Here is a 19,294-nt window from a genome sequence, read left to right on the forward strand (position 1 = left end):
TCAATAAATCAGTCCCCTTGATCCTTGCGGTGGGTGATTGTGGTCGAGGACTCAGTCTGTAGGAGCCAACTTGTTGGCGAGGCGACCAACGCGGTGCGCCTGAAACACCGCCTCGCGAACAAGTTCGCTCCAGCGGATCAACCGAGCATGGCCGGATAAATCAATCTGTTCCTGCCGAACTGCATATGCCCGCCCGGGGACAGATTAATTTACGGTGAAGCGATGTAAATAAATCAGTCCCCTTGATCCCTTGATCCCTTGATCCCTTGATCCCTTGATCTAGGACGCAGCTCAATCTGTAGGAGCCAACTTGTTGGCGAGGCGAGCAACGCGGTGCGCCTGAAACACCGCCTCGCGAACAAGTTCGCTCCTACAGCGGATCAAGCGCCACGTTGAATATTTGCCAATGGCGTGTAGTGACGGATGAGCAGCGGTGCGCCCGGGGACAGATTAATTTACGGTGAGGCGATGTAAATAAATCAGTCCCCCTTGATCCTTCAGTCTGTAGGAGCCAACTTGTTGGCGAGGCGAGCAATGCGGTGCGCCTAAAACGCCGCCTCGCGAACAAGTTCACTCCAGTGGATCAACCGAGCATGACCGGGAGCAGAGTCTCTACAGGATTTTGCCTAGCAGCCCGGAACTAACGCGCCAACGCCAGCGCAACACCTTGGCCGCCGCCAATGCACAGGGTCGCCAAGCCTTTTTTGGCATCGCGCTTGATCATTTCATGCAGCAGGGTCACCAACACGCGGCAGCCTGACGCCCCGATTGGGTGGCCGATGGCAATGGCACCGCCGTTGACGTTGACCTTGTTCACATCCCAACCCAGCTCTTTGCCGACTGACAGCGATTGTGCCGCGAACGCTTCGTTGGCTTCGATCAGGTCGAGTTCTTCCAGCGACCAGCCCGCTTTGTCCAGGCAACGACGCGTCGCGCTCACAGGGCCGATACCCATGATTGCAGGGTCGACACCGGCATTCGCGTAAGCAGCGATGCGTGCGAGCACTGGCAAGCCCAGCTCCTGAGCCTTCGAGGCACTCATCAGAATCACCGCAGCAGCGCCATCGTTCAGCGAGGAGGCATTGCCGGCGGTCACGGTGCCGTCCTTCTTGAAGGCTGGTTTCAGTTTGGCCAGCGATTGTGCGGTAGTGCCGGCGCGAGGTTGTTCGTCAGTGGCGAACGACACAGGATCGCCCTTGCGCTGTGGAATCAGGATTGGCGTGATTTCATCGACGAAGCGACCGGCTTCGATGGCGGCCGTGGCTTTTTGCTGAGACGCGGCGGCGAAGATGTCCTGCGCCTCACGGGTTATTTCGTACTTGTCCGACAGGTTCTCGGCTGTAATCCCCATGTGGTAATCGTTGAATGCGTCCCACAGACCGTCGCTGATCATGGTGTCTACCAGCGTCGCGTTGCCCATCCGCAGGCCGGTCCGCGCACCGGGTATTACGTAGTTGGACAGGCTCATGTTTTCCTGACCGCCCGCGATGATGATCTCGGCATCGCCGCAGCGAATCGCCTGGGTCGCCAGATGCAGGGCCTTGAGGCCCGAGCCACAGACCTTGTTCAGGGTCATGGCCGGTACTGCGAACGGCAGGCCTGCTTTGATCGCGGCCTGACGCGCCGGGTTTTGTCCGGCGCCCGCGGTCAACACCTGGCCCATGATCACTTCATCGATTTGCGCGCCGTCGAGGCCGGTTTGAGCCAGCAGTTGGCGGATGACAGCGGCGCCTAGATCAACCGCAGGAATATTTGCCAGAGAGCCCTGGAAACTGCCGACCGCGGTGCGGGTAGCGGCAACGATAACGACGTCTTGCATGGTACGAATCCTCACTGTTGTTGGTTTCGCGTCGCGCCCGTGCGGCTGCTGGTGATCGGCCGTGGGGCTGGGCGCCTTATCAAGGGCGCACATGTTGGCATGAATGGCGGGTGATATTTAAGCCCTTCGTCGCGTGCAAGGGTGTAGACATTTTGTTGGAACGCAAAGGTTTGTGCGTCGGTCCACCCGATATTCAATTTCATTTCGAAATTTCGGACGATATACGCCAATAATAGCCGCCCACTATCAGTGTCCTTCAGGAGGCCTTCATGACCCAGGCAGGTTCACCTTCGACCCGCGACTTCATTCTGGTGGCGTGTGCTCTATTGATTGCGATGCTGGGCACCACGCTGCCAACGCCGTTGTATGCGATTTATCAGCAACGTCTGGGCTTTGATTCAAGCTGGGTGACGATCATTTTTTCCATTTATGCAGCGGGTGTGATCGCAGCTTTGCTGGCAGTGGGAAGTTGGTCGGATCAACTGGGGCGCAAACCGCTGCTGTGTGCTGGCTTGTTAATGGGGGTGATCAGTGCGGTTATTTTTTTGTACGCCGACTCTATCGCCGGCTTGATGATAGGGCGATTGTTCTCAGGATTTAGCGCCGGGATCATGACCGGTACGGCCACGGTCGCGGTGATTGAACTGGCACCTGAACGCTGGAGCAAGAGCGCGACCCTCGTGGCCACGGCAGCGAATATGTTGGGGCTGGGCCTGGGCCCCTTGTTGGCGGGTATCACGTCGCAATATTTGCCGGATCCGCTGCATCTGGTCTTCTATGTGCATTTGGCGCTGCTGTTATTGGCCATCGTCGGCGTTATCGTTGCGCGAGAAACGGTCACGCGTCCCGAGAAACTGCATCTGGGCATTCAAAAACCATCGATTCCTGCCTCGGTTCGCAGCGTGTTCATTCCTGCTTCCATTGCCGGCCTGGCAGGTTTCAGCGTCGCCGGTCTGTTCACCTGCATGGTGCCATCGGTGATGATTCACGTGATGGAACAAACTGGCGGGCTGTTGATCGGCGCGGTGATTGGCCTGTTTTTCGTGGCGTCAATCGTGGGCCAGGCGTTGCTTCGGTGGTTGCCCAAACAACATGACATGACCCTGGGTTGCCTGGCGTTGATCATCGGCCTGATTTGCTTGGGATCGAGCATCGCCACGGCCCAGTTGATGCTGCTGGTGCTGGCGGGTTTTATCGCCGGGATGGGGCAGGGCATGGTGTTTCGCGCCGGTATGGGGGCCGTGAGCGCGAACAGTCCGGCGCATCATAAAGCGGCCGTGACGTCTGCTTATTTCGTGGTGATGTACATCTCGATTTCGGTCCCGGTGATCGCTGTCGGCTTCAGCGTTCACACCTTTGGTCTGCGCCATGTCGGTGAGTTTTTCGCCTCGCTGGTGGCCTTCATTGCCTTGCTGGCGATGATCAGCATGAAGCGCGTGCAGGCTCGGCAGGCTGTTACGTCCACAGGGGGGTAATCGATGAGTGTGAGAATCGGTTTGATCTCAGACACCCATGGCCTGTTGCGACCGCAGGCACTGAGTGCGTTGCGAGGGTGCGATCACATTATTCATGGTGGCGACATTGGTAATCCGCAAATCCTCGACGCGCTACGGGACATTGCGCCGCTGACGGTCGTGCGCGGCAACAACGATACCGATGATGCCTGGGCCAGCGATGTGCCTTATGAGGCGACATTGCGTGTGGGTGACGTAGCGATCTATATCACGCACATCCTGGCCGATGTGCCTGAGATCCTGCCATCAGATATCCGCGTGGTGGTTACCGGCCATTCGCACAAACCGCAGCAGCGACATCATCATGGCGTGCTGTTTATCAATCCGGGGAGTGCAGGGCCGCGACGTTTCAAGTTGCCGATTGCGTTGGGGTTGCTGTATGTGGAGGGTGTGGATGTGCGGGGGGAATTGATTGAGTTGACGCTGGAGTGAGTCATCGGCGAATACCGTCTGTAGATACTCTGTTCCCGGTCAAGCATTCAGCAGGTGTTTTTCGCTGAAAAGCTTGACCGCATCAAATGCTCCACCGCTGCGGATCGCGTATCTCTTCAACGTGGCGGGTTATCAGCTGTAGGCGCGCGGCTTGTCCCGCGACATGGCGCGCAGCGGCAGTAAACCCTGTGTGTGCGGTCTGCCAGCGACACCGCGTGCGCAGTTTTACGACGGGTTCCCCGCCGGTCGCGGGACAAGCCCGGCTCCTACGGGGGATGCGTTCCTGAGCCGTCATCGCAAATGCTTGAGAGAGCGCACTGTTGGAGCGAACGTGTTCGCGAGGCGGCGTTTCAGACACACCGCGATGGTCGCCTCGCCAACACGTTGGCGCCTACAGAATCCGTGGTCAGACTGAGTTTGGTCTGCGATCTACAGCCGAAAAAGACGTTTCTTACTTCGCAATTGGGTCCAGGCCGCTGGTCTTGATCGCTGCTGCTGCGGCGCTCGATCCCAGAAAGTCCACCAGTGCCTTGGCTTGTTCGGGGTGCTTGCTTTGGCTGACGACCCCGGCTGAATACAGGGTCATTTGCTGAGCTTGATCGGGGATCAGGCCAATGATGTCGATGCCTTCCACCGGCTTGAGTTCGCTCAGTTGCTGGAAGCCGATTTCTGCATCGCCACGGGCTACCACTTCACCCACAGGTGTTGCGGGAATCATGTGGCTTTTGTCTTTGATGCGATCAGCGATATGCATCTGATTGAACAGCACACGCGATAGGTAAACGCCGCTGGGACTGTCGGAATAAGCGATGCTTTTGGCATTCAATAGGGTTTCCTTGAACGCTTCCATAGTGCTGATATCAGGTTTTTGTGCGCCGTGACGAACGGCCATGGCGATGTACGACTTGCCCAGATCAACCCGGGTTTTTGGATCGACCTGACCGTCCTTGATCAACTTGTCCAGCGCGGAGCCTACCATCAGCACCACATCGGCAGGCTCGTGACGGGCCAGGCGGTTGGGGATGGCTTGCGGTGTCGTACCCATGGAGGGCGCCACTTCGGGGATCAGCTTTACACCAACGCGTTGTTCGTAATCAGGGCTGATGGCTGTGAAGGCGCCCATGATACCGCCCGAACTGAGCACGATCAGTTGCACCGGTGCGGGTGCCGTTGCGGCATGAGCGAAGGCCATGGGAAGCAAAGTGATGGCAGCGGATAACAGATACGCAGGATTTTTTTCATGAATATGAACCTTGCGATGATGAAGGTGATTCTGAACAGAAAGATAAAACGAGCGCGGGCAGTATGTGGCAAATGAGCGATGTGTAAATCCCTTTCTTGTAGGGTCAGGGGCGGCTACTGGCCATGCGTCGCAGGGGTAGCGTTATACCTTGAGCGCAAAGCGACCACCAACCTGTGACCGGCCTCAAGAAAGTGCTCGTTGCGCCGATTGACAATAACGCCTCTTACCTTCTGGAAGCCCTTCCCGTCATGTTCAACAAACGACTCAAACACGAGCTGGCAGCGCTGCGCGAAGAACTCGCCTCGGTCGAACAGATCAAAAACAGCCTGGACAGCGAAATGTTGACGATGCGCCTGGACCCGCAAGGACGAATCGAGTCGGTCAATGCCAATTTCGAAAAGGAAATGCTTTACCGCAAGGAAGATCTGGTAGGGCGCGCGATCGACACGCTGGTACCCCCTCATGTCAAAGGGCTTGATTTTTATCAGCGCATGAATAATGCGATTACACGCGGCGAACATTTCACTGGCGCGTTGCGCTTGCTGCGCGGTAATGGGCAGGAAGCCTGGCTACGTTCGATCGTGCTGCCGGTACGCGGCAGCGATGAGCGTGTGAGGTATTTTTCGATTCACTCCAGTGACTTGACTCGGACCATCGAAAGCTCGCGCGAACACGAGAACCTGATCGAAGCCCTGCAGCGTTCCACGGCCGTTATCGAGTTCAGCCTGGAGGGTGAAGTGTTAGCCGCCAATGAGCGTTTTCTGAGCGCCATGGGTTATTCGTTGGCGCAGATCAAAGGTCAACATCACCGAATTTTCTGTGAGCCACAGGAGTACAACTCGCCTGGATATAAGGAGTTCTGGGAAAAGCTGCGGCGCGGAGAGTTTGTCGTTGCCCGCTTTAAACGCATCGATAGCCACGGCCGAGTGGTGTGGCTGGAGGCTTCCTACAACCCCATTACCGATGCCCACGACCGGCTTTATAAGGTGGTGAAGTTCGCCACCGTCATCACTGAGCAGGTAAACCGTGAACTGGCCGTTGCCGATGCCGCTCAGATTGCATTCAACACTTCCCAGCAGACCGATGGCAGCGCGCAGAAAGGCGCATTAGTGGTACAGCAGACGGTGGGAGTGATGCAAGAAGTTGCCCTGCACATGGAAGAGGCCGCAGAACGGATCGCCGCTCTGGATCAGCAGTCGCAAATCATTGGTTCGATCATCCAAAGTATTAGCAGTATCGCCGACCAGACCAACCTGTTGGCCCTGAACGCTGCCATCGAAGCCGCCCGCGCGGGTGAGCAAGGACGTGGTTTCGCGGTGGTCGCAGACGAAGTTCGGCAACTGGCATCGCGCACCAGCAAGGCTACAGAGGAAATTGTCGGTGTGGTGAAGCAAAACCAGCAATTGGCCGAACAGGCGGTCAATGTGATCGTCAGTGGCAAGCAGCAGGCTCAACATGGCCTGGAGTTGGCCGCACAGGCAGGCGCGGTAATCGTAGAAATTCAGGACGGCGCGCAGCGCGTGGTCAATGCGGTCGGGCAATTCGCCAATCAGCTTTCTGGGTGAGGTGCAGTCTGTAAAGCCGTTAGAGGTTCCTTGATTATTGGTTAAGAGCCGCTGAGATAAAGAGCGGCTCTTTGCGCAATATCTTTACGGCCCCTCCAGCGCTGTGGACTCAACGCAGAAGGTGCCTTGCGACGTCAACCCCGCTTCTCGACATCGGGGCCTGACGATCACACTTTGAAGTGGCTCACCAACAACTGCAACTGGTTGCCCAGCCGAGCGAGTTCAACGCTGGATGCGGCGGTTTCCTCGCTGGCGGCGGCGGTCTGTTCGCAGACGTCACGCACATTGAGGATGCTGCGACTGATTTCTTCGGCCACCGAGCTTTGTTGTTCGGCTGCGGCCGCGATTTGTTGGTTCATGGCCTGAATGTTGGAAACGGTGAGGGTGATGCTTTCCAGTGACGAGCCGGCTTTGCGGGTCAATGCCACGCTGCTGTCGGTCAGGTTGCGGCTACCCAGCATGATCTCCGACACTTGTCGGGCGCCGTTCTGCAAGCCAGCCACCAGGCCTTCGATTTCTTCAGTGGACTGTTGGGTGCGTTGGGCGAGGCCGCGTACTTCATCGGCAACTACCGCAAAACCGCGACCCGCCTCACCCGCGCGTGCGGCTTCGATAGCAGCATTGAGTGCGAGCAGGTTGGTCTGTTGAGCGACTGCTTTGATCACGTCCATGACTTTGCCGATTTTGTCGCTTTCGTGCTCCAGTACGGTCATCGCGTCCGTGGACCGTCCCACTTCTGTTGCCAATCTTTCGATTTGTGCGATGGCTTCGGCCACCACCTTGTCACCGTCATGTGCCTGCTGATCGGCAGCGGATGCAGCGACCGAAGCTTGCTCGGCGTTGCGCGCGACTTCCTGCACGGTGGCGGACATTTCATGCATGGCGGTGGCGACCTGGTCTGTCTCGATCTTTTGGCTATTGGCGCCAGCGCTGGTTTGTTCGGTGACCGCCGATAACGCTTCGGCGGCGCTGGCGATTTGGGTCACGCTGTCCCGAATGCCGCCAATCAGATCGCGCAATGTCGTGCCCATGCGCTGAATACCTTGTTGCAGGACGCCGAGTTCATCGCGACGTGTGACCACCAGTGTTTGTGACAGGTCGCCGGAGGCGATGCGGTCGATAACTGTCAGGGTATCCTGCAGCGGGCGGGTGATTTGTCGAGTAATGATGACCGCCGCCAACGCGCCGAAGATCAGGGCCAGCAAGGTCCCGGCGATTTGCCAACGGCGAGCACTCTGGCTGCCTTGATCGCGAAGGGTTTGCTGAATGTCATGCAGCTCGCCGTTGAGTTTGACGATGGCCGTGCCCTGATCGGTCATTTCCGCGCGCGCAGCAACAATCTGACTGTTAGCTGTCTGGAAATTCTGCACACAAACGCGATAGTCCAGCAGCGCCGTTTCCAACTGTTTGAGTCGATCTGCCTGAGTGTCAGCAAAGATAGCTTTCAGTTGCGCCAGGCCATTGATAGCCGTGTCCAACTGACGCAACGCCGCCTCTTCGGTCTTCGGGTTAGGATTGGCGGTGTAGCCACGTACTTCATAACGGACCAGCATCAAGTCTTCTTTGGTCTTGATAATTGCCTGGTATTGCGTGAACCGTCGTTCGTCTGTCGGGTCAAGGCGCAGGACGTCGTCATTGATAGCGGCGATCAGCTCTGCACCCTTGACCGCCTTCACGCCCATTTCTGCGCGCACGGTGGCGCTGGTGCGATAACCGTCACGCATCTTGTCCAGGGACTTTTGATAGCCTGCCGTCTGCTCGGCCAATGCGGCCAACGGTTTTGCGTCGAGTAGGTTGGTGAAGAAGGTCTGTAGTGACTGCTGCTGGCTTTTGTATCCATCCATCGCGGTTTGCACGGTTTGTGCAACGGCGTCATCACCATTGGCCAGCATGTATTGCAGGCGAGTCACCCGCAGCTTGGTCAATTGATCACTAAGTTCCGAGATGTCGTTCATCCGGTCGCTGCGTTCGATCAGTTTTTCCAGGCTGGTCCAGCCGGTCAACGCAAGCAATGCAGTAAAAAAGAGTACGACACCAAATCCTAGGGTCAACTTCATGTTGACGCTGACATTCGCGAACCAGCTGCTCATCAAAAACCTCCCAGAGTTTCTATTTTCTAATCTGACGGCTGGAAGCTTGTTTTTGTTGAACCAGCTGCGTGTATGACGCAGTAGCTATCGGCAGAAGTTTCGATATCTGAATGAGGGCGTGAAGGAAAAAATAAGGCGTCAACTTTGAGAGGTGTGGTTGCGGGGTTGGAATGCTCTGGCGCGGTTTTTTTTGCAGGGCCTAGAAATGATCAAGCCCGGCATAAGCCGGGCTGGGAGGGAGCATGTAAGGGATCAGCTCATACGGTTTGCACCAACATGGTCGGCACCGTCAGTAGCGACACGGTTTGCACCAACGTGGTCGGCACCATCAGTAGCGACACGGTTTGCACCAACGTGGTCGGCACCATCAGTAGCGACACGGTTTGCACCAACGTGATCGGCACCATCAGTAGCGACACGGTTTGCACCAACGTGGTCAGCGCCATCAGCAGCAATAGGTGCGTTCAGTGGAGTGTGAGTATTGATCACTGGCAGGGCGAAAGCGCTGCTGGCGAGTACGGAGAAGGCAATTGCGACAAACAGTTTATTAGTTTTCATGGTAGTTGCTCCGGATCGAGTAGGTAGTGTGGTTACTCGGTATGGAGCTAATGCTACTCGGCTGCGCAATATTAAAAACTCAATACGGTTGCTACCGATCATCGCTGATATTGATAGTAGGGAGACCCGCTCATCTGCACGAGGCAGACGGCCTCGTGGAGGCGGATTTATGTGCGAGGGTCATACATCTGCCGCGCTTTTGTCTTTCGCAATACAGCGTTTGCCAATGAGTCTGCACGCACGGATTGGCATCGCTTGGGATGTAAACGATTTATTAGTTGTGGCTGTACACGTCAAATACTGGCGTCAACAATCCAATGGCGATGGTATCAGGGATGAAATATTTCAACTGTTGACCTATCGCTGAACGAAATAACGTATGCGCTGGCAACCCTTTCAATGACTCCAATTGAGTCATCCAGGACCAGTAAGGACGTAGTGTTATGAAACCTGTTCAACGATTCACGACACTCGACAGCTTCAGAGGCGTTTGCGCGCTGCTGGTCGTATTTTTCCATTTGCATGTCGTTGAATCCTTCATTGAGTTCGCGTTCTTTCGACGTGGTGAGGTGCTGTTGAACTTCTTCTTTGTGCTCAGCGGTTTTGTCCTGGCGCACACCTACGGCATGAAGGCCAATCTGACGTTCAAGGCGTTTTTCATTTCTCGAGTGTTCCGTCTTTACCCGCTGCATCTGGTGATGCTCGGTGTCTTCATCTCCTTTGAGTTGGTCCGTTGGATCGCCTACAAACAAGGGTTTTACCTGAACAACGTACCGTTCACCGGCCTTTTCGCGCCGTCTGAAATACTGCCTAATCTGTTTTTGGTTCAGGCCTGGACCACGTTGACTGAAACCATGTCCTTCAACTATCCGTCGTGGACCATCAGCATCGAGTTTTATATCTATATGTTGTTCGGCGGCCTGTGCATGTTTGCGATGAGGACACGTTTTATGCTGTTCGCCTGCATATCGCTGGTGATGTTCATGCTGATCTTCATGGACAGCGATCTGCTGGTGGAGCGCGCACTGCAAGGGCTTTCCTGCTTCTTCGCCGGCAACATTGTCTACCTGGTGTATTTGTACATTCACGACAAGTTTGTGCCCTCCCCGTGGATCATGACTGTCCTTGAGTGCGCCTTGATGTACGCCACTTACTGGATCGTCATGAACGACTTCGACTATCGCTCCCCCATCGGTAGCCTGGTGTTCTGCGGGCTGGTCCTGCTGTTTGCGTTTGAGGGCGGATGGGTGTCGACATTGCTCAAGACTCGCGTGTTCGTGCTGCTGGGCACGCTGTCGTACTCGATCTACATGACCCACGCAGCCTTACTGTTCTGCTTGTCGACGGTGTTCATCGTGGCGCAAAAGTTTACCGGGCTTGCGCTTGCGCCGATGATCAATGGGCAGCGCTTCATGGACACCGGCTCCCAGGTGGGTAACAACCTGGTTGTGATCGCAGTGGCAATCACGGCAGTGGTGCTCGCCTCCTTTGCTCACAAGTACGTCGAGATGAAAGGCTACCAACTGGGTAAACGCATCGTTGGCGGCTCGAAGACAGTCAGGGCTGTACAGGTTCAGCCGCAAGCGCCAGCAACGGAGCCGCAGTTAGACCGCACAGCCTGATGTTGACTCTTGGTCATGAAGCGGCTCAGCAATGACGCAGCCATTCCAGCATCCCCAAACCGGCAGCTCGGCCGCTGGCGAAACAGGCTGTCAGCAGGTATCCACCTGTTGGCGCTTCCCAATCGAGCATTTCGCCTGCGCAGAAAACACCCGGCAGTGAATGGAGCATCAAGTGTTGGTCCATGGCTTCGAACGGCACTCCGCCTGCGGTGCTGATCGCCTCGTCCAGTGGGCGAGGTTTGATCAACGTCAGCGGCAACGCTTTGAGCGCCTGCGCCAGCAATGCTGGATCAGCAAAGGCATCGGCAGGTGCCAACTCGCGCAGCAGCGCAGCTTTAACCCCGTCGATGCCGAGCTGGCTGTGTAGATGCTTGGACATCGAGCGCGAGCCACGGGGTTTGCGCAGCGCTTTTTGTATGCCCTCCAATGCCTTGCCTGGCAGCAGATCGATCTCGACAGTGGCCGCCCCCTGTTGATTGATCGCTTCACGAATCTGCGCCGACAGTGCATAGATCAGGCTGCCTTCCACGCCCGTTTCAGTGAGTACGCATTCGCCCAGTCGCAGGGGGTGTCCTTGCAGGCCGATGGCAATGTTCTTCAGCGGCGCCCCCGCAAACTTGCTGCGCATCAATTCGCTCCAGGAGGCGACCTCGAAGCCGCAATTGGCCGCTTGAAGGGGGGTGATGGTCACTCCGCGCCGCTGAAGCAGGCTGACCCACGCGCCATCGGACCCCAACCGCGACCAACTGGCGCCGCCCAAGGCGAGCAGGGTGGCGGCAGGTTTGATTGCCAATTCGCCCCCAGGATGAGCAATCCGCACACTGCCGTCTGGATTCCAGCCCAGCCAACGATGGCGGGTGTGGATAACCACGCCCGATTCGCGCAAACGCTTGAGCCATGCGCGCAGCAGCGGCGCGGCTTTCATATCGGTAGGGAACACCCGCCCGGAACTGCCGACGAAGGTCTCGATGCCCAAGCCATGAATCCATTCGCAAAGCGCGTCGGCCCCAAAGCGGCGCAGCAGCGGCGCGATCACGGGTGCGCGCTCTGCGTAGCGCGATAGAAAGGCCGGGTAGGCCTCGGAGTGGGTAATGTTCATGCCTCCGACGCCTGCTAGCAGAAACTTGCGGCCGACTGAAGGCATGCCGTCGTACACGTCCACCTTGAAACCTGCCTGACTCAGCACGTCAGCCGCCATCAAGCCGGCAGGGCCGCCACCGATGATGGCGATTGATTGAACGTGAGGAGAGGCGTCTGGCGTCATGGCAAGCTGCAGATGGCTGAAAGTGGTCGAGCATTCTACCCGACGCTCAAGACAAACGAGCGACCTGTGGAAAACTACTGAGCAAAAAACGTACAGCCCTTGCCAGGCCACGCACTATATGGCCCGCGAGTCCTTGCACTCAGGTTATCCACAGGCCGCTCCACAGCGGATGTGGGTAAGTGATGCTGACCTTTGCAGCGAAATCACCGGATGGGTCGCCGCCATGACTTACAAACCTTCGCCAACCCAAACCCGCTGCGCGCTGTGATGCAAAATCCCGTGGCGTCGCGCCAGTGCTTCACGATCCTTGCTGTAGCCGCCGCCTATCACAGCCATCACCGGAATGTCTCGGGCCAGGCAGTGGCGTAGTACTGCTTCATCACGGCGGGCGATGCCTTCGTCGGTGAGCTGCAAATAGCCCAGTGCGTCATCTTTATGCACATCGACGCCTGCGTCATACAACACCAGATCCGGTTGATAAAAGGGCAGCAGGTAATTGAGCGTGTCATCGACGACTTTCAGGTAAGCGTCATCCCCCATGCCCATTGGCAATGGAATGTCCCAATCGCTCTGGGCCTTGCGCGCCGGGAAGTTCTTTTCACAATGCAGCGATACCGTGATCGCTTCCTCGGTATCGGCCAGGATGCGGGCGGTGCCATCGCCCTGATGCACATCGCAGTCGAAGATCAACACCCGACCGACGCGACCGCTCTGCAGCAGGTAATGGCTGATCACCGCCAGATCGTTGAAAATACAAAACCCCGCTGGGTAATCGTAATGCGCGTGGTGCGTGCCACCGGCCAGATGGCACGCCAGGCCATGTTGTAGCGCCTTTTCTGCGGTGAGCAGCGAGCCACCCACCGCGCGCACGGTGCGCCGGGCCAGATCCTCGCTCCAGGGCAGGCCGAGACGGCGTTGGTCCTCGCGGGAAAGATCTCCGTCCATGTATCGGCGAATGTAAGAAGGATCATGCGCAAGCGCGAGAATGTCGTTCGGACAAACCTCTGGGCGAAAAAATTGAGCATCCGTGGTCATACCGCTGTCGATAAGGTGGTCGTGCAGCAAGCGGAACTTGTCCATCGGGAAGCGGTGATCAGCCGCAAACGCAGGGCTGTAATCTTCGTGGTAGATAAGCGGCAGGGACATTTTGCGTACGAGTGTGGGTCGAAGAGGGATCTTGCCAGTAATGCGAAACGCCGCACAACCTTAAAAACCGTGTACGGTCGCTAAACTGGCGAGTCAATGACGGCTGGGGATGGGAGATGTTCGATGGAGCCGATACTTGAGCTCAACAGCGCACGCTTGTTGATGCGTCAATGGCGTGATGATGATTTGCCAGCCTTTGCGCAAATGTGTGCTGATCCACAGGTGATGAAGTATTTCCCAGCGCCGATGAGCCGTCTTGAAAGTGCCAAGCTCATTGGGCGGATTCGCGGGCATTTTGCTGAATACGGGTTTGGGCTCTGGGCGCTTGAGCGCAAAGATAACGGGCATTTCATCGGCTTTACCGGCCTTTGCGTGGTCGGTTTTGACGCGCACTTCACCCCGTCGGTAGAAATCGGCTGGCGTTTGGCGCGTGAACATTGGGGGCTGGGTTTCGCCAGTGAAGCGGCGTGGACTGCATTGGGCTGCGGATTCGAGCACCTGGATCTCGACGAGATCGTGTCATTCACGGCGGTGAGCAATCAGGCGTCGCAAAAAGTCATGCAGGCCATTGGCATGCACAACGATCCTGACGACGGCTTTGATCATCCAAACCTGCCAGATGGTCATCCACTCAAAGCGCATGTTTTGTATCGGATCAATCGCCAGCAATGGCTCGCCACCTTGTAGCCGCGATCCACGTCACGCTGCGCGGGAATCGGACTACAAACCCCTGTATCATTTTGCTTGCCCGTCCTTACGAGTGACGTGGGCCGCCGCCACGCGATGTGCGCGGCTTTGTTTTGTGCGGGATATTTTTGTACGAGGAAGCCCGAATGAGCCAAGTGCTGGATGATCTGGTGTCGCTGTTGAGCCTGGAACCGATTGAAGAAAACCTCTTTCGCGGGCGCAGCCAGGACCTTGGCTTCCGCCAACTGTTCGGCGGCCAGGTTTTGGGCCAATCGTTGTCGGCGGCCAGTCAGACGGTCGAAGACGCACGCCACGTACATTCGCTGCATGGCTACTTTCTGCGTCCGGGGGATGCGCTGTTGCCGGTTGTCTATCAAGTCGATCGTGTGCGTGATGGCGGCAGCTTCAGTACGCGCCGAGTGACCGCCATCCAGAAGGGCCATACGATTTTTACTTGCAGCGCGTCGTTCCAATACGACGAAGAGGGGTTCGAACATCAAAGCCAGATGCCCGAGGTGGTAGGTCCTGAAAACCTGCCGTCCGAACTCGAACTGATGCGCCAGCGCGAACACCTGATTCCCGCGTTCATGAAAGACAAGCTGCTGTGCCCCAAGCCGATTGAGTTTCGCCCGGTGACCGAACTGGATCCTTACAATCCTGTGCCAAGCGATCCGGTGAAGTACATCTGGTTTCGCGCCGACGGCACGTTGCCGGACATCCCTGCGTTGCACAAATACTTGCTGGCCTATGCGTCGGATTTCAACTTGTTGACCACCTCGCTGCTCCCCCACGGCAAGACGGTTTGGCAGAAGGATATGCAGGTCGCAAGCCTTGATCACTCGCTATGGTTTCACGGGAATCTGCGCGCCGATGAGTGGCTGCTATACGCGATGGACAGCCCGTGGGCCGGCAATTCCCGTGGTTTTTCCCGGGGCAGCGTTTACAACCGCGCAGGCCAGTTAGTGGCGTCCGTCAGCCAGGAAGGTTTGATTCGCCATCGCAAGGATTGGGCGTGAGCCTGTCACAGCTGCGCCATTGGGTGTTCGACATGGACGGCACGCTGACCATTGCCGTGCATGATTTCCAGGCTATCAAGCGGGCGCTGGACATTCCGTTGAGTGACGACATTCTCAGTCACCTCGCTGCATTGCCTGCTGATGTTCGCGCGGCTAAACATGCCTGGCTGTTGGAACACGAACGTGAATTGGCGCTGGCCTCGCAACCGGCAGCGGGCGCAGTGGAGCTGGTACGTGAGCTTGCAGGGCGCGGCGTTCGCCTGGGAATTCTGACCCGTAATGCCCGCGAGCTGGCACACGTGACGCTTGAAGCCATCGGTCTGGCGGACTGCTTTGCGGTTGACGACATCCTGGGCCGTGACGAAGCACCGCCCAAACCCGACCCAGGTGGCCTGTTAAAACTGGCCCAAGCCTGGAAGGTTGAGCCGTCGCAGATGGTCATGGTCGGCGATTACCAATTTGACCTGGCCTGTGGTCGTGCGGCGGGCACTCATACGGTGTTGGTCAACTTGCCTGAGAATCCCTGGCCGGAGCTGACCGATTGGCATGCCGCCGATTGTGTGGCGTTGAAGTCGATGCTCAGTAGTCGCTGACTCGCTTAAGACGGCTACGAAGCGAGCCAACAGACGACAAATCTACATAAAAGAGATTTTCTGTAGGCCCAGCACTTCAGGGGACTGATTTATTTTTAGCATCCCCGGGGACTGATTTATTTTTCAACGCTTCACCGAAAAATGAATCTGTCCCCGGGGGGGGAGTGCTCAAAAAGGCCTGAACAACGCCGCCTGTCCTTCGGGCGAGGTAAACATCTCGTCGCCGTTATGCCCCACGTTGGGCACTTCAACCAGGCGCTGATTCAGTCCCTCTGGATGACGTTTGCTCAAGTACTCAAAGTAATTCTTGCCGCGTGCCAAGCGGAAGGGGCCCTGAGCTTGCGCCCCGCAATCTTTGTCCAGCGCCGGATGGTTGGGGTCAATGTCCCGCTCACCGAGCAAATACGTGATGTCACGCTTCACATAAGCGGCTTCCAGTTCGGCCGGTGTTTCCTTGTCTGCATAGGCCGGCAGCTTGTTCAGGCCGTATTTCCAGGTATCAAATGTCGGGCAGGTCGTCGTATCCACAGGGCTTGGTCGCTGCGCGTCAAAGTAGGCGTAGGACGATGGGTTGGCGATCACGTAACGTAGCTTGATGCCTTCCTTCTTCAGCAGTGCATCCTCCTTGCCACCGATCATCGCGTAGCGTTGCACCACCTGCGCCCCTCCGGAGTGCCCGGCGATCACGATTTCTTTCAGATTGGGAAACAGCTTGCTGTCGCTCAGGCGCTTGAGAATATGGTCGATGACCACAAACGAGCTGATCGGCTTGGCGCCCAGGGACTTGTCACCCGCCATCCAATCGTTGGCGTGCCAACGCAGCACGGTATCCGGCAAATGGTGCGCGATGATGTCTTTCTCATCAAGGAATTGCGGGGCGATCAGCAAGGTCTTCGGCCGTTGCCGGGATTGGTTCGCCGCACGCTCGACACTGCGCAGGTACGTTTGGGCATTGCGCAGACGGCCGTGGAAAACGATGATTACTCGCTCAATTTGCGGGCTTGGCCGTGTCCAGCTTTGGCTCAGGCCTAATGTGGCCTGGCTGGTTCCGTTGATCAACAGCCGGTCCGGGCTGATGGATTTGACCGCCTGATCCGCAGCATGAGCAGTGACGCTCAGCAGGGTGCCCAACAACAGGATCGAAAGCGGTTTCATCATGTGATCAGAGGCTCCTGGCGGCGAATGTATCGCATTGGTTGATTTGGCCCTGGGCGAAACCGGTCTTGAACCAGCGAACGCGCTGAGCAGACGTCCCATGGGTGAACGAGTCGGGTACTACACGGCCTTGGCTTTGTTGCTGCAAACGGTCGTCGCCAATGGCGTTCGCCGCGTTCAGCGCCTCTTCAATATCACCCGGTTCAAGCCAGTTCAAACGCTTTTGTGCGTTATAGGCCCAAACGCCGGCAAGGCAGTCAGCCTGCAACTCCTGACGTACTAGCAAACCGTTGTCGCCTTCCATGCGCTGGCCACGCTGGCGTGCTGCCTGCACTCTATCTGAAACACCCAGCAACGTCTGTACGTGGTGCCCGACTTCATGCGCAATGACGTAGGCCTGCGCAAAGTCGCCCGCAGCCTTGAAGCGCTGCGACATCTCGCGGAAAAACTCCATGTCCAGATACACCCGCTGATCCGCTGGGCAATAAAATGGGCCGCTGGCCGATGATGCAAAACCGCACGCTGACTGCACTTGCCCGCGAAACAAAATCAGCGTCGGGTTTTTGTATTGGCGCCCGCCTTGTTGAAAGATCTGGCCCCAGGTGTCTTCGGTGTCACCCAGAATCGCGCGTACAAAATCCGCCTGTTGATCGTTGGCCGGTGGCGCCTGGCGTGTTTGTGGGCTGACCGCGGTGGTCTGATCCATCTGTCCGGTGAGCTGCCCGAGAATTTGTAGCGGGTCCTGGCCGGTCAAAAGACCGAATGCGACGATAATTACAATCCCGCCGATTCCCAATCCCTTGCCGCCAATGCGCATGCCACCGCCGCCGCCCCCTGTGTCGTCGCGAGCATCGACGACGTTGTCACTGCGGCGTCCTTTTTTCCATAGCATGTGGGAATCCTCTCTTTATCCTGCAGGTAGTGTCGTCGTAGATGGCAGGAGTTGCCAGTCTGGTCGTTGGAATACGACGAATTAAGAGAGGATTCGGTAGGAATAGTTCGGGCGTCTTACGACATCGAATGTGAGGGCTTGATGTTTTTCAGTGGGTGGCTACGGCGTGATGGGTCATTGATCACTACAGGTGACGCCGCAGCTATCGCACAAGGCTGAGGCGCGCCGTTCTTAAACCCGAGCCTTCTGCTTTTCTGTTACTTCGGTAGGGGATGCATCGGCAAAGTGATTCACCTCACGCAATGCTTTGAATCCCCACATCCAGGTGCCGACCACGCTCAAGGTGCAAACACCGCCAATGATCGCGGCGGGGACGGCGCCCCACAACGAGGCGCTGCTACCGGCCCGGAATTCGCCGAGTTCGTTGGATGAGCCGATGAACAGCATATTCACTGCATTGACCCGACCGCGCATGTTGTCCGGCGTCGAGAATTGCACCAGCGTCGAGCGAATGTAGACGCTGACCATGTCTGCGGCGCCAGCAATCATCAGCGCCAGCAACGACAGCCAGAACAGCGTCGAGAGCGCAAATACCAGATTGGCGATACCAAACACCGCCACGGCGATGAACATGGTCATGCCGACGTTGCGGTCCAGCGGACGCATGCTCAGGTACAAACCGGTGCTCACCTCGCCCAGGCTCATGGCGCTGCGCAACGCACCTAAACCCTGCGGCCCCAAATGCAGCACTTCATGGGCATAGACCGGCAGCAACGCCACCACGCCCCCCAACAGCACGGCGAATAGGTCCAGTGAAATGGTGCCAAGAATGATCGGCCGCGAGCGAATAAAAGCGATGCCTGCGGTGAAGCGTTTCCAAGCGGTGGATTCCAGCGTCATCTTCTTTTCGGCAAAGACCACCGGTACGCGGGTCAGCAACAGAGCGCCAGCGATGAAGCTCGACAGGCATACGGTATAGGTCAGGCCGCCACCACCCAGTGCGTACAAACCGCCGCCGACTAATGGCCCGGCAATCGTGGCAATGCGCATGATCATGCTGTTGGTCGCGATCGCCGATGCCAATTGCTCGCGGGGCACGACTTGCGGCAACAGGCTTTGCAGCGCTGGACCGGTGAACGCCCGCGCACAACCGAACACTGCCAATGCTGCGTAGATCAGTCGGGTGTCTTGATGGTGAGTGATGGAAAACAGCATCAACGCCAGGCTACAGCTGCCTTGCACCAGCCAGCTGCATGTCAGGATCAGCTTGCGATCATAGCGATCGATCAAATCCCCGGCGGGCATCAACAGCAGCAGCATCGGGATGAATTGGGCCAGACCGACATACGCCAGCGACATTGGGTCGCGGGTCATGTCGTACACCTGCCAGGCGACCACCACGGCTTGAATCTGCATGGCGAATACGGCGGCGAGGCGGGCAGTCAGGAACGCCAGAAAGCCGGGTTGACGCAGAGCACTGCTGGATTCTGATTTGGCAGTGGGAGATTCGGAACTCAAAACAGGGCATCCATCGGAGCACAAGACGGTCGACGTTTATACCCCAACCCTGCGTGCAAATGTCGCAGCTGTCAGAAATTTAATGGTGGGCGACGGGGCGCCCTGTCAGTTTTTCTGTTCGCCAGACATTGGGGCAACACCCATCCTGTAGGAGCCAACGTGTTGGCGAGGCAGTCAATG

15 protein-coding genes and 3 pseudogenes are annotated in these 19,294 nt (G+C 57.2%); 8 read left to right on the top strand and 10 right to left on the bottom strand.

The window, feature by feature from the left end; all coding sequences use genetic code 11:
* Positions 1-640: 640 nt before the first annotated feature.
* Positions 641-1,819 carry an acetyl-CoA C-acetyltransferase gene (locus tag VGC62_RS00275; protein ID WP_331185101.1) on the bottom strand — a complete coding sequence of 393 codons (1,179 nt, stop codon included), beginning with the start codon at positions 1,817-1,819 and terminating at the stop codon, positions 641-643.
* A 269-nt stretch (positions 1,820-2,088) separates the two neighbouring features.
* Between VGC62_RS00275 and VGC62_RS00280 the strand changes: the two genes are divergently transcribed.
* Both VGC62_RS00280 and VGC62_RS00285 read left to right on the top strand, forming a co-directional pair.
* Entirely contained in the window at positions 2,089-3,294 is a 1,206-nt protein-coding gene (locus VGC62_RS00280; protein WP_331185102.1) for an MFS transporter, read from the top strand.
* Positions 3,295-3,303: 9 nt separating this feature from the next.
* Entirely contained in the window at positions 3,304-3,765 is a 462-nt protein-coding gene (locus tag VGC62_RS00285) for a metallophosphoesterase family protein (RefSeq protein WP_331185116.1), read from the top strand.
* Positions 3,766-4,216: 451 nt separating this feature from the next.
* On the opposite strand, the gene VGC62_RS00290 is transcribed toward VGC62_RS00285, so the two are convergent.
* Positions 4,217-4,957 carry a substrate-binding domain-containing protein gene (locus VGC62_RS00290; RefSeq protein ID WP_331185103.1) on the bottom strand — a complete coding sequence of 247 codons (741 nt, stop codon included), beginning with the start codon at positions 4,955-4,957 and terminating at the stop codon, positions 4,217-4,219.
* 398 nt (positions 4,958-5,355) lie between these two features.
* On the opposite strand from VGC62_RS00290, the pseudogene VGC62_RS27530 reads away from it, so the two are divergent.
* Together VGC62_RS27530 and VGC62_RS27535 are read left to right on the top strand one after the other, a co-directional pair.
* Positions 5,356-6,027 (top strand): annotated as a pseudogene (locus tag VGC62_RS27530) (PAS domain-containing protein); the annotation flags it as partial.
* Between the two features lie 108 nt (positions 6,028-6,135).
* A pseudogene (locus VGC62_RS27535) lies at positions 6,136-6,573 on the top strand (methyl-accepting chemotaxis protein); the annotation flags it as partial.
* A gap of 167 nt (positions 6,574-6,740) precedes the next feature.
* On the opposite strand, the gene VGC62_RS27540 reads toward VGC62_RS27535, so the two are convergent.
* The 3 genes and pseudogenes from VGC62_RS27540 to VGC62_RS00305 all read right to left on the bottom strand — a co-directional run bounded on the left by VGC62_RS27540 (position 6,741) and on the right by VGC62_RS00305 (position 9,221).
* The gene (locus VGC62_RS27540; RefSeq protein ID WP_414705718.1) at positions 6,741-7,604 is read right to left on the bottom strand and encodes a methyl-accepting chemotaxis protein; all 864 of its coding nucleotides are present in this window, start codon (positions 7,602-7,604) and stop codon (positions 6,741-6,743) included.
* Positions 7,596-8,663 (bottom strand): annotated as a pseudogene (locus tag VGC62_RS27545) (methyl-accepting chemotaxis protein); the annotation flags it as partial. The gene VGC62_RS27540 and the pseudogene VGC62_RS27545, both read right to left, overlap by 9 nt.
* Before the next feature lie 252 nt (positions 8,664-8,915).
* Positions 8,916-9,221 carry a hypothetical protein gene (locus tag VGC62_RS00305; RefSeq protein ID WP_331185106.1) on the bottom strand — a complete coding sequence of 102 codons (306 nt, stop codon included), beginning with the start codon at positions 9,219-9,221 and terminating at the stop codon, positions 8,916-8,918.
* 443 nt (positions 9,222-9,664) lie between these two features.
* Between VGC62_RS00305 and VGC62_RS00310 the strand changes: the two genes are divergently transcribed.
* Complete coding sequence (locus VGC62_RS00310; protein WP_331185107.1) at positions 9,665-10,843, top strand: acyltransferase; 1,179 nt, start codon at positions 9,665-9,667, stop codon at positions 10,841-10,843.
* 25 nt (positions 10,844-10,868) lie between these two features.
* Here the strand turns inward: VGC62_RS00310 and VGC62_RS00315 are convergent, their stop codons facing one another.
* Entirely contained in the window at positions 10,869-12,107 is a 1,239-nt protein-coding gene (locus tag VGC62_RS00315) for a TIGR03862 family flavoprotein (protein ID WP_331185108.1), read from the bottom strand.
* Positions 12,108-12,335: 228 nt separating this feature from the next.
* Entirely contained in the window at positions 12,336-13,253 is a 918-nt protein-coding gene (locus tag VGC62_RS00320; RefSeq protein ID WP_331185109.1) for a histone deacetylase, read from the bottom strand.
* Between the two features lie 123 nt (positions 13,254-13,376).
* On the opposite strand from VGC62_RS00320, the gene VGC62_RS00325 reads away from it, so the two are divergent.
* The 3 genes from VGC62_RS00325 (at position 13,377) to VGC62_RS00335 (ending at position 15,549) form a co-directional block, all read left to right on the top strand.
* Entirely contained in the window at positions 13,377-13,940 is a 564-nt protein-coding gene (locus tag VGC62_RS00325) for a GNAT family N-acetyltransferase (RefSeq protein WP_331185110.1), read from the top strand.
* Positions 13,941-14,086: 146 nt separating this feature from the next.
* Complete coding sequence (tesB, locus tag VGC62_RS00330) at positions 14,087-14,956, top strand: acyl-CoA thioesterase II (protein ID WP_331185111.1); 870 nt, start codon at positions 14,087-14,089, stop codon at positions 14,954-14,956.
* Positions 14,953-15,549, top strand: a complete 597-nt coding sequence (locus VGC62_RS00335) for an HAD family hydrolase (protein ID WP_331185112.1) — start codon at positions 14,953-14,955, stop codon at positions 15,547-15,549. Before tesB ends, VGC62_RS00335 begins: the two co-directional genes overlap by 4 nt.
* Positions 15,550-15,717: 168 nt before the next feature.
* On the opposite strand, the gene VGC62_RS00340 is transcribed toward VGC62_RS00335, so the two are convergent.
* The 3 genes from VGC62_RS00340 to VGC62_RS00350 all read right to left on the bottom strand — a co-directional run bounded on the left by VGC62_RS00340 (position 15,718) and on the right by VGC62_RS00350 (position 19,114).
* A complete protein-coding gene (locus VGC62_RS00340; RefSeq protein ID WP_331185113.1) occupies positions 15,718-16,707 on the bottom strand; it encodes an alpha/beta hydrolase in 990 nt (329 codons plus the stop codon).
* Positions 16,708-16,711: 4 nt separating this feature from the next.
* Positions 16,712-17,596 carry a KPN_02809 family neutral zinc metallopeptidase gene (gene ypfJ, locus VGC62_RS00345; protein ID WP_331185114.1) on the bottom strand — a complete coding sequence of 295 codons (885 nt, stop codon included), beginning with the start codon at positions 17,594-17,596 and terminating at the stop codon, positions 16,712-16,714.
* Between the two features lie 231 nt (positions 17,597-17,827).
* Entirely contained in the window at positions 17,828-19,114 is a 1,287-nt protein-coding gene (locus VGC62_RS00350) for an MFS transporter (protein WP_331185115.1), read from the bottom strand.
* Positions 19,115-19,294: the final 180 nt, after the last annotated feature.

This window comes from Pseudomonas sp., from assembly GCF_036404235.1.
In the GTDB taxonomy this organism is placed as follows: Bacteria; Pseudomonadota; Gammaproteobacteria; order Pseudomonadales; family Pseudomonadaceae; genus Aquipseudomonas.

Coding starts and splice junctions, on each gene's coding strand:
- VGC62_RS00275 (WP_331185101.1), bottom strand. CDS start 1,819: ATGCAAGACGTCGTTATCGTTGCCGCTACCCGCACCGCGGTCGGCAGT.
- VGC62_RS00280 (WP_331185102.1), top strand. CDS start 2,089: ATGACCCAGGCAGGTTCACCTTCGACCCGCGACTTCATTCTGGTGGCG.
- VGC62_RS00290 (WP_331185103.1), bottom strand. CDS start 4,957: ATGGCCTTCGCTCATGCCGCAACGGCACCCGCACCGGTGCAACTGATC.
- VGC62_RS27540 (WP_414705718.1), bottom strand. CDS start 7,604: ATGGGCACGACATTGCGCGATCTGATTGGCGGCATTCGGGACAGCGTG.
- VGC62_RS00305 (WP_331185106.1), bottom strand. CDS start 9,221: ATGAAAACTAATAAACTGTTTGTCGCAATTGCCTTCTCCGTACTCGCC.
- VGC62_RS00310 (WP_331185107.1), top strand. CDS start 9,665: ATGAAACCTGTTCAACGATTCACGACACTCGACAGCTTCAGAGGCGTT.
- VGC62_RS00315 (WP_331185108.1), bottom strand. CDS start 12,107: ATGACGCCAGACGCCTCTCCTCACGTTCAATCAATCGCCATCATCGGT.
- VGC62_RS00320 (WP_331185109.1), bottom strand. CDS start 13,253: ATGTCCCTGCCGCTTATCTACCACGAAGATTACAGCCCTGCGTTTGCG.
- VGC62_RS00325 (WP_331185110.1), top strand. CDS start 13,377: ATGGAGCCGATACTTGAGCTCAACAGCGCACGCTTGTTGATGCGTCAA.
- tesB (WP_331185111.1), top strand. CDS start 14,087: ATGAGCCAAGTGCTGGATGATCTGGTGTCGCTGTTGAGCCTGGAACCG.
- VGC62_RS00340 (WP_331185113.1), bottom strand. CDS start 16,707: ATGATGAAACCGCTTTCGATCCTGTTGTTGGGCACCCTGCTGAGCGTC.
- ypfJ (WP_331185114.1), bottom strand. CDS start 17,596: ATGCTATGGAAAAAAGGACGCCGCAGTGACAACGTCGTCGATGCTCGC.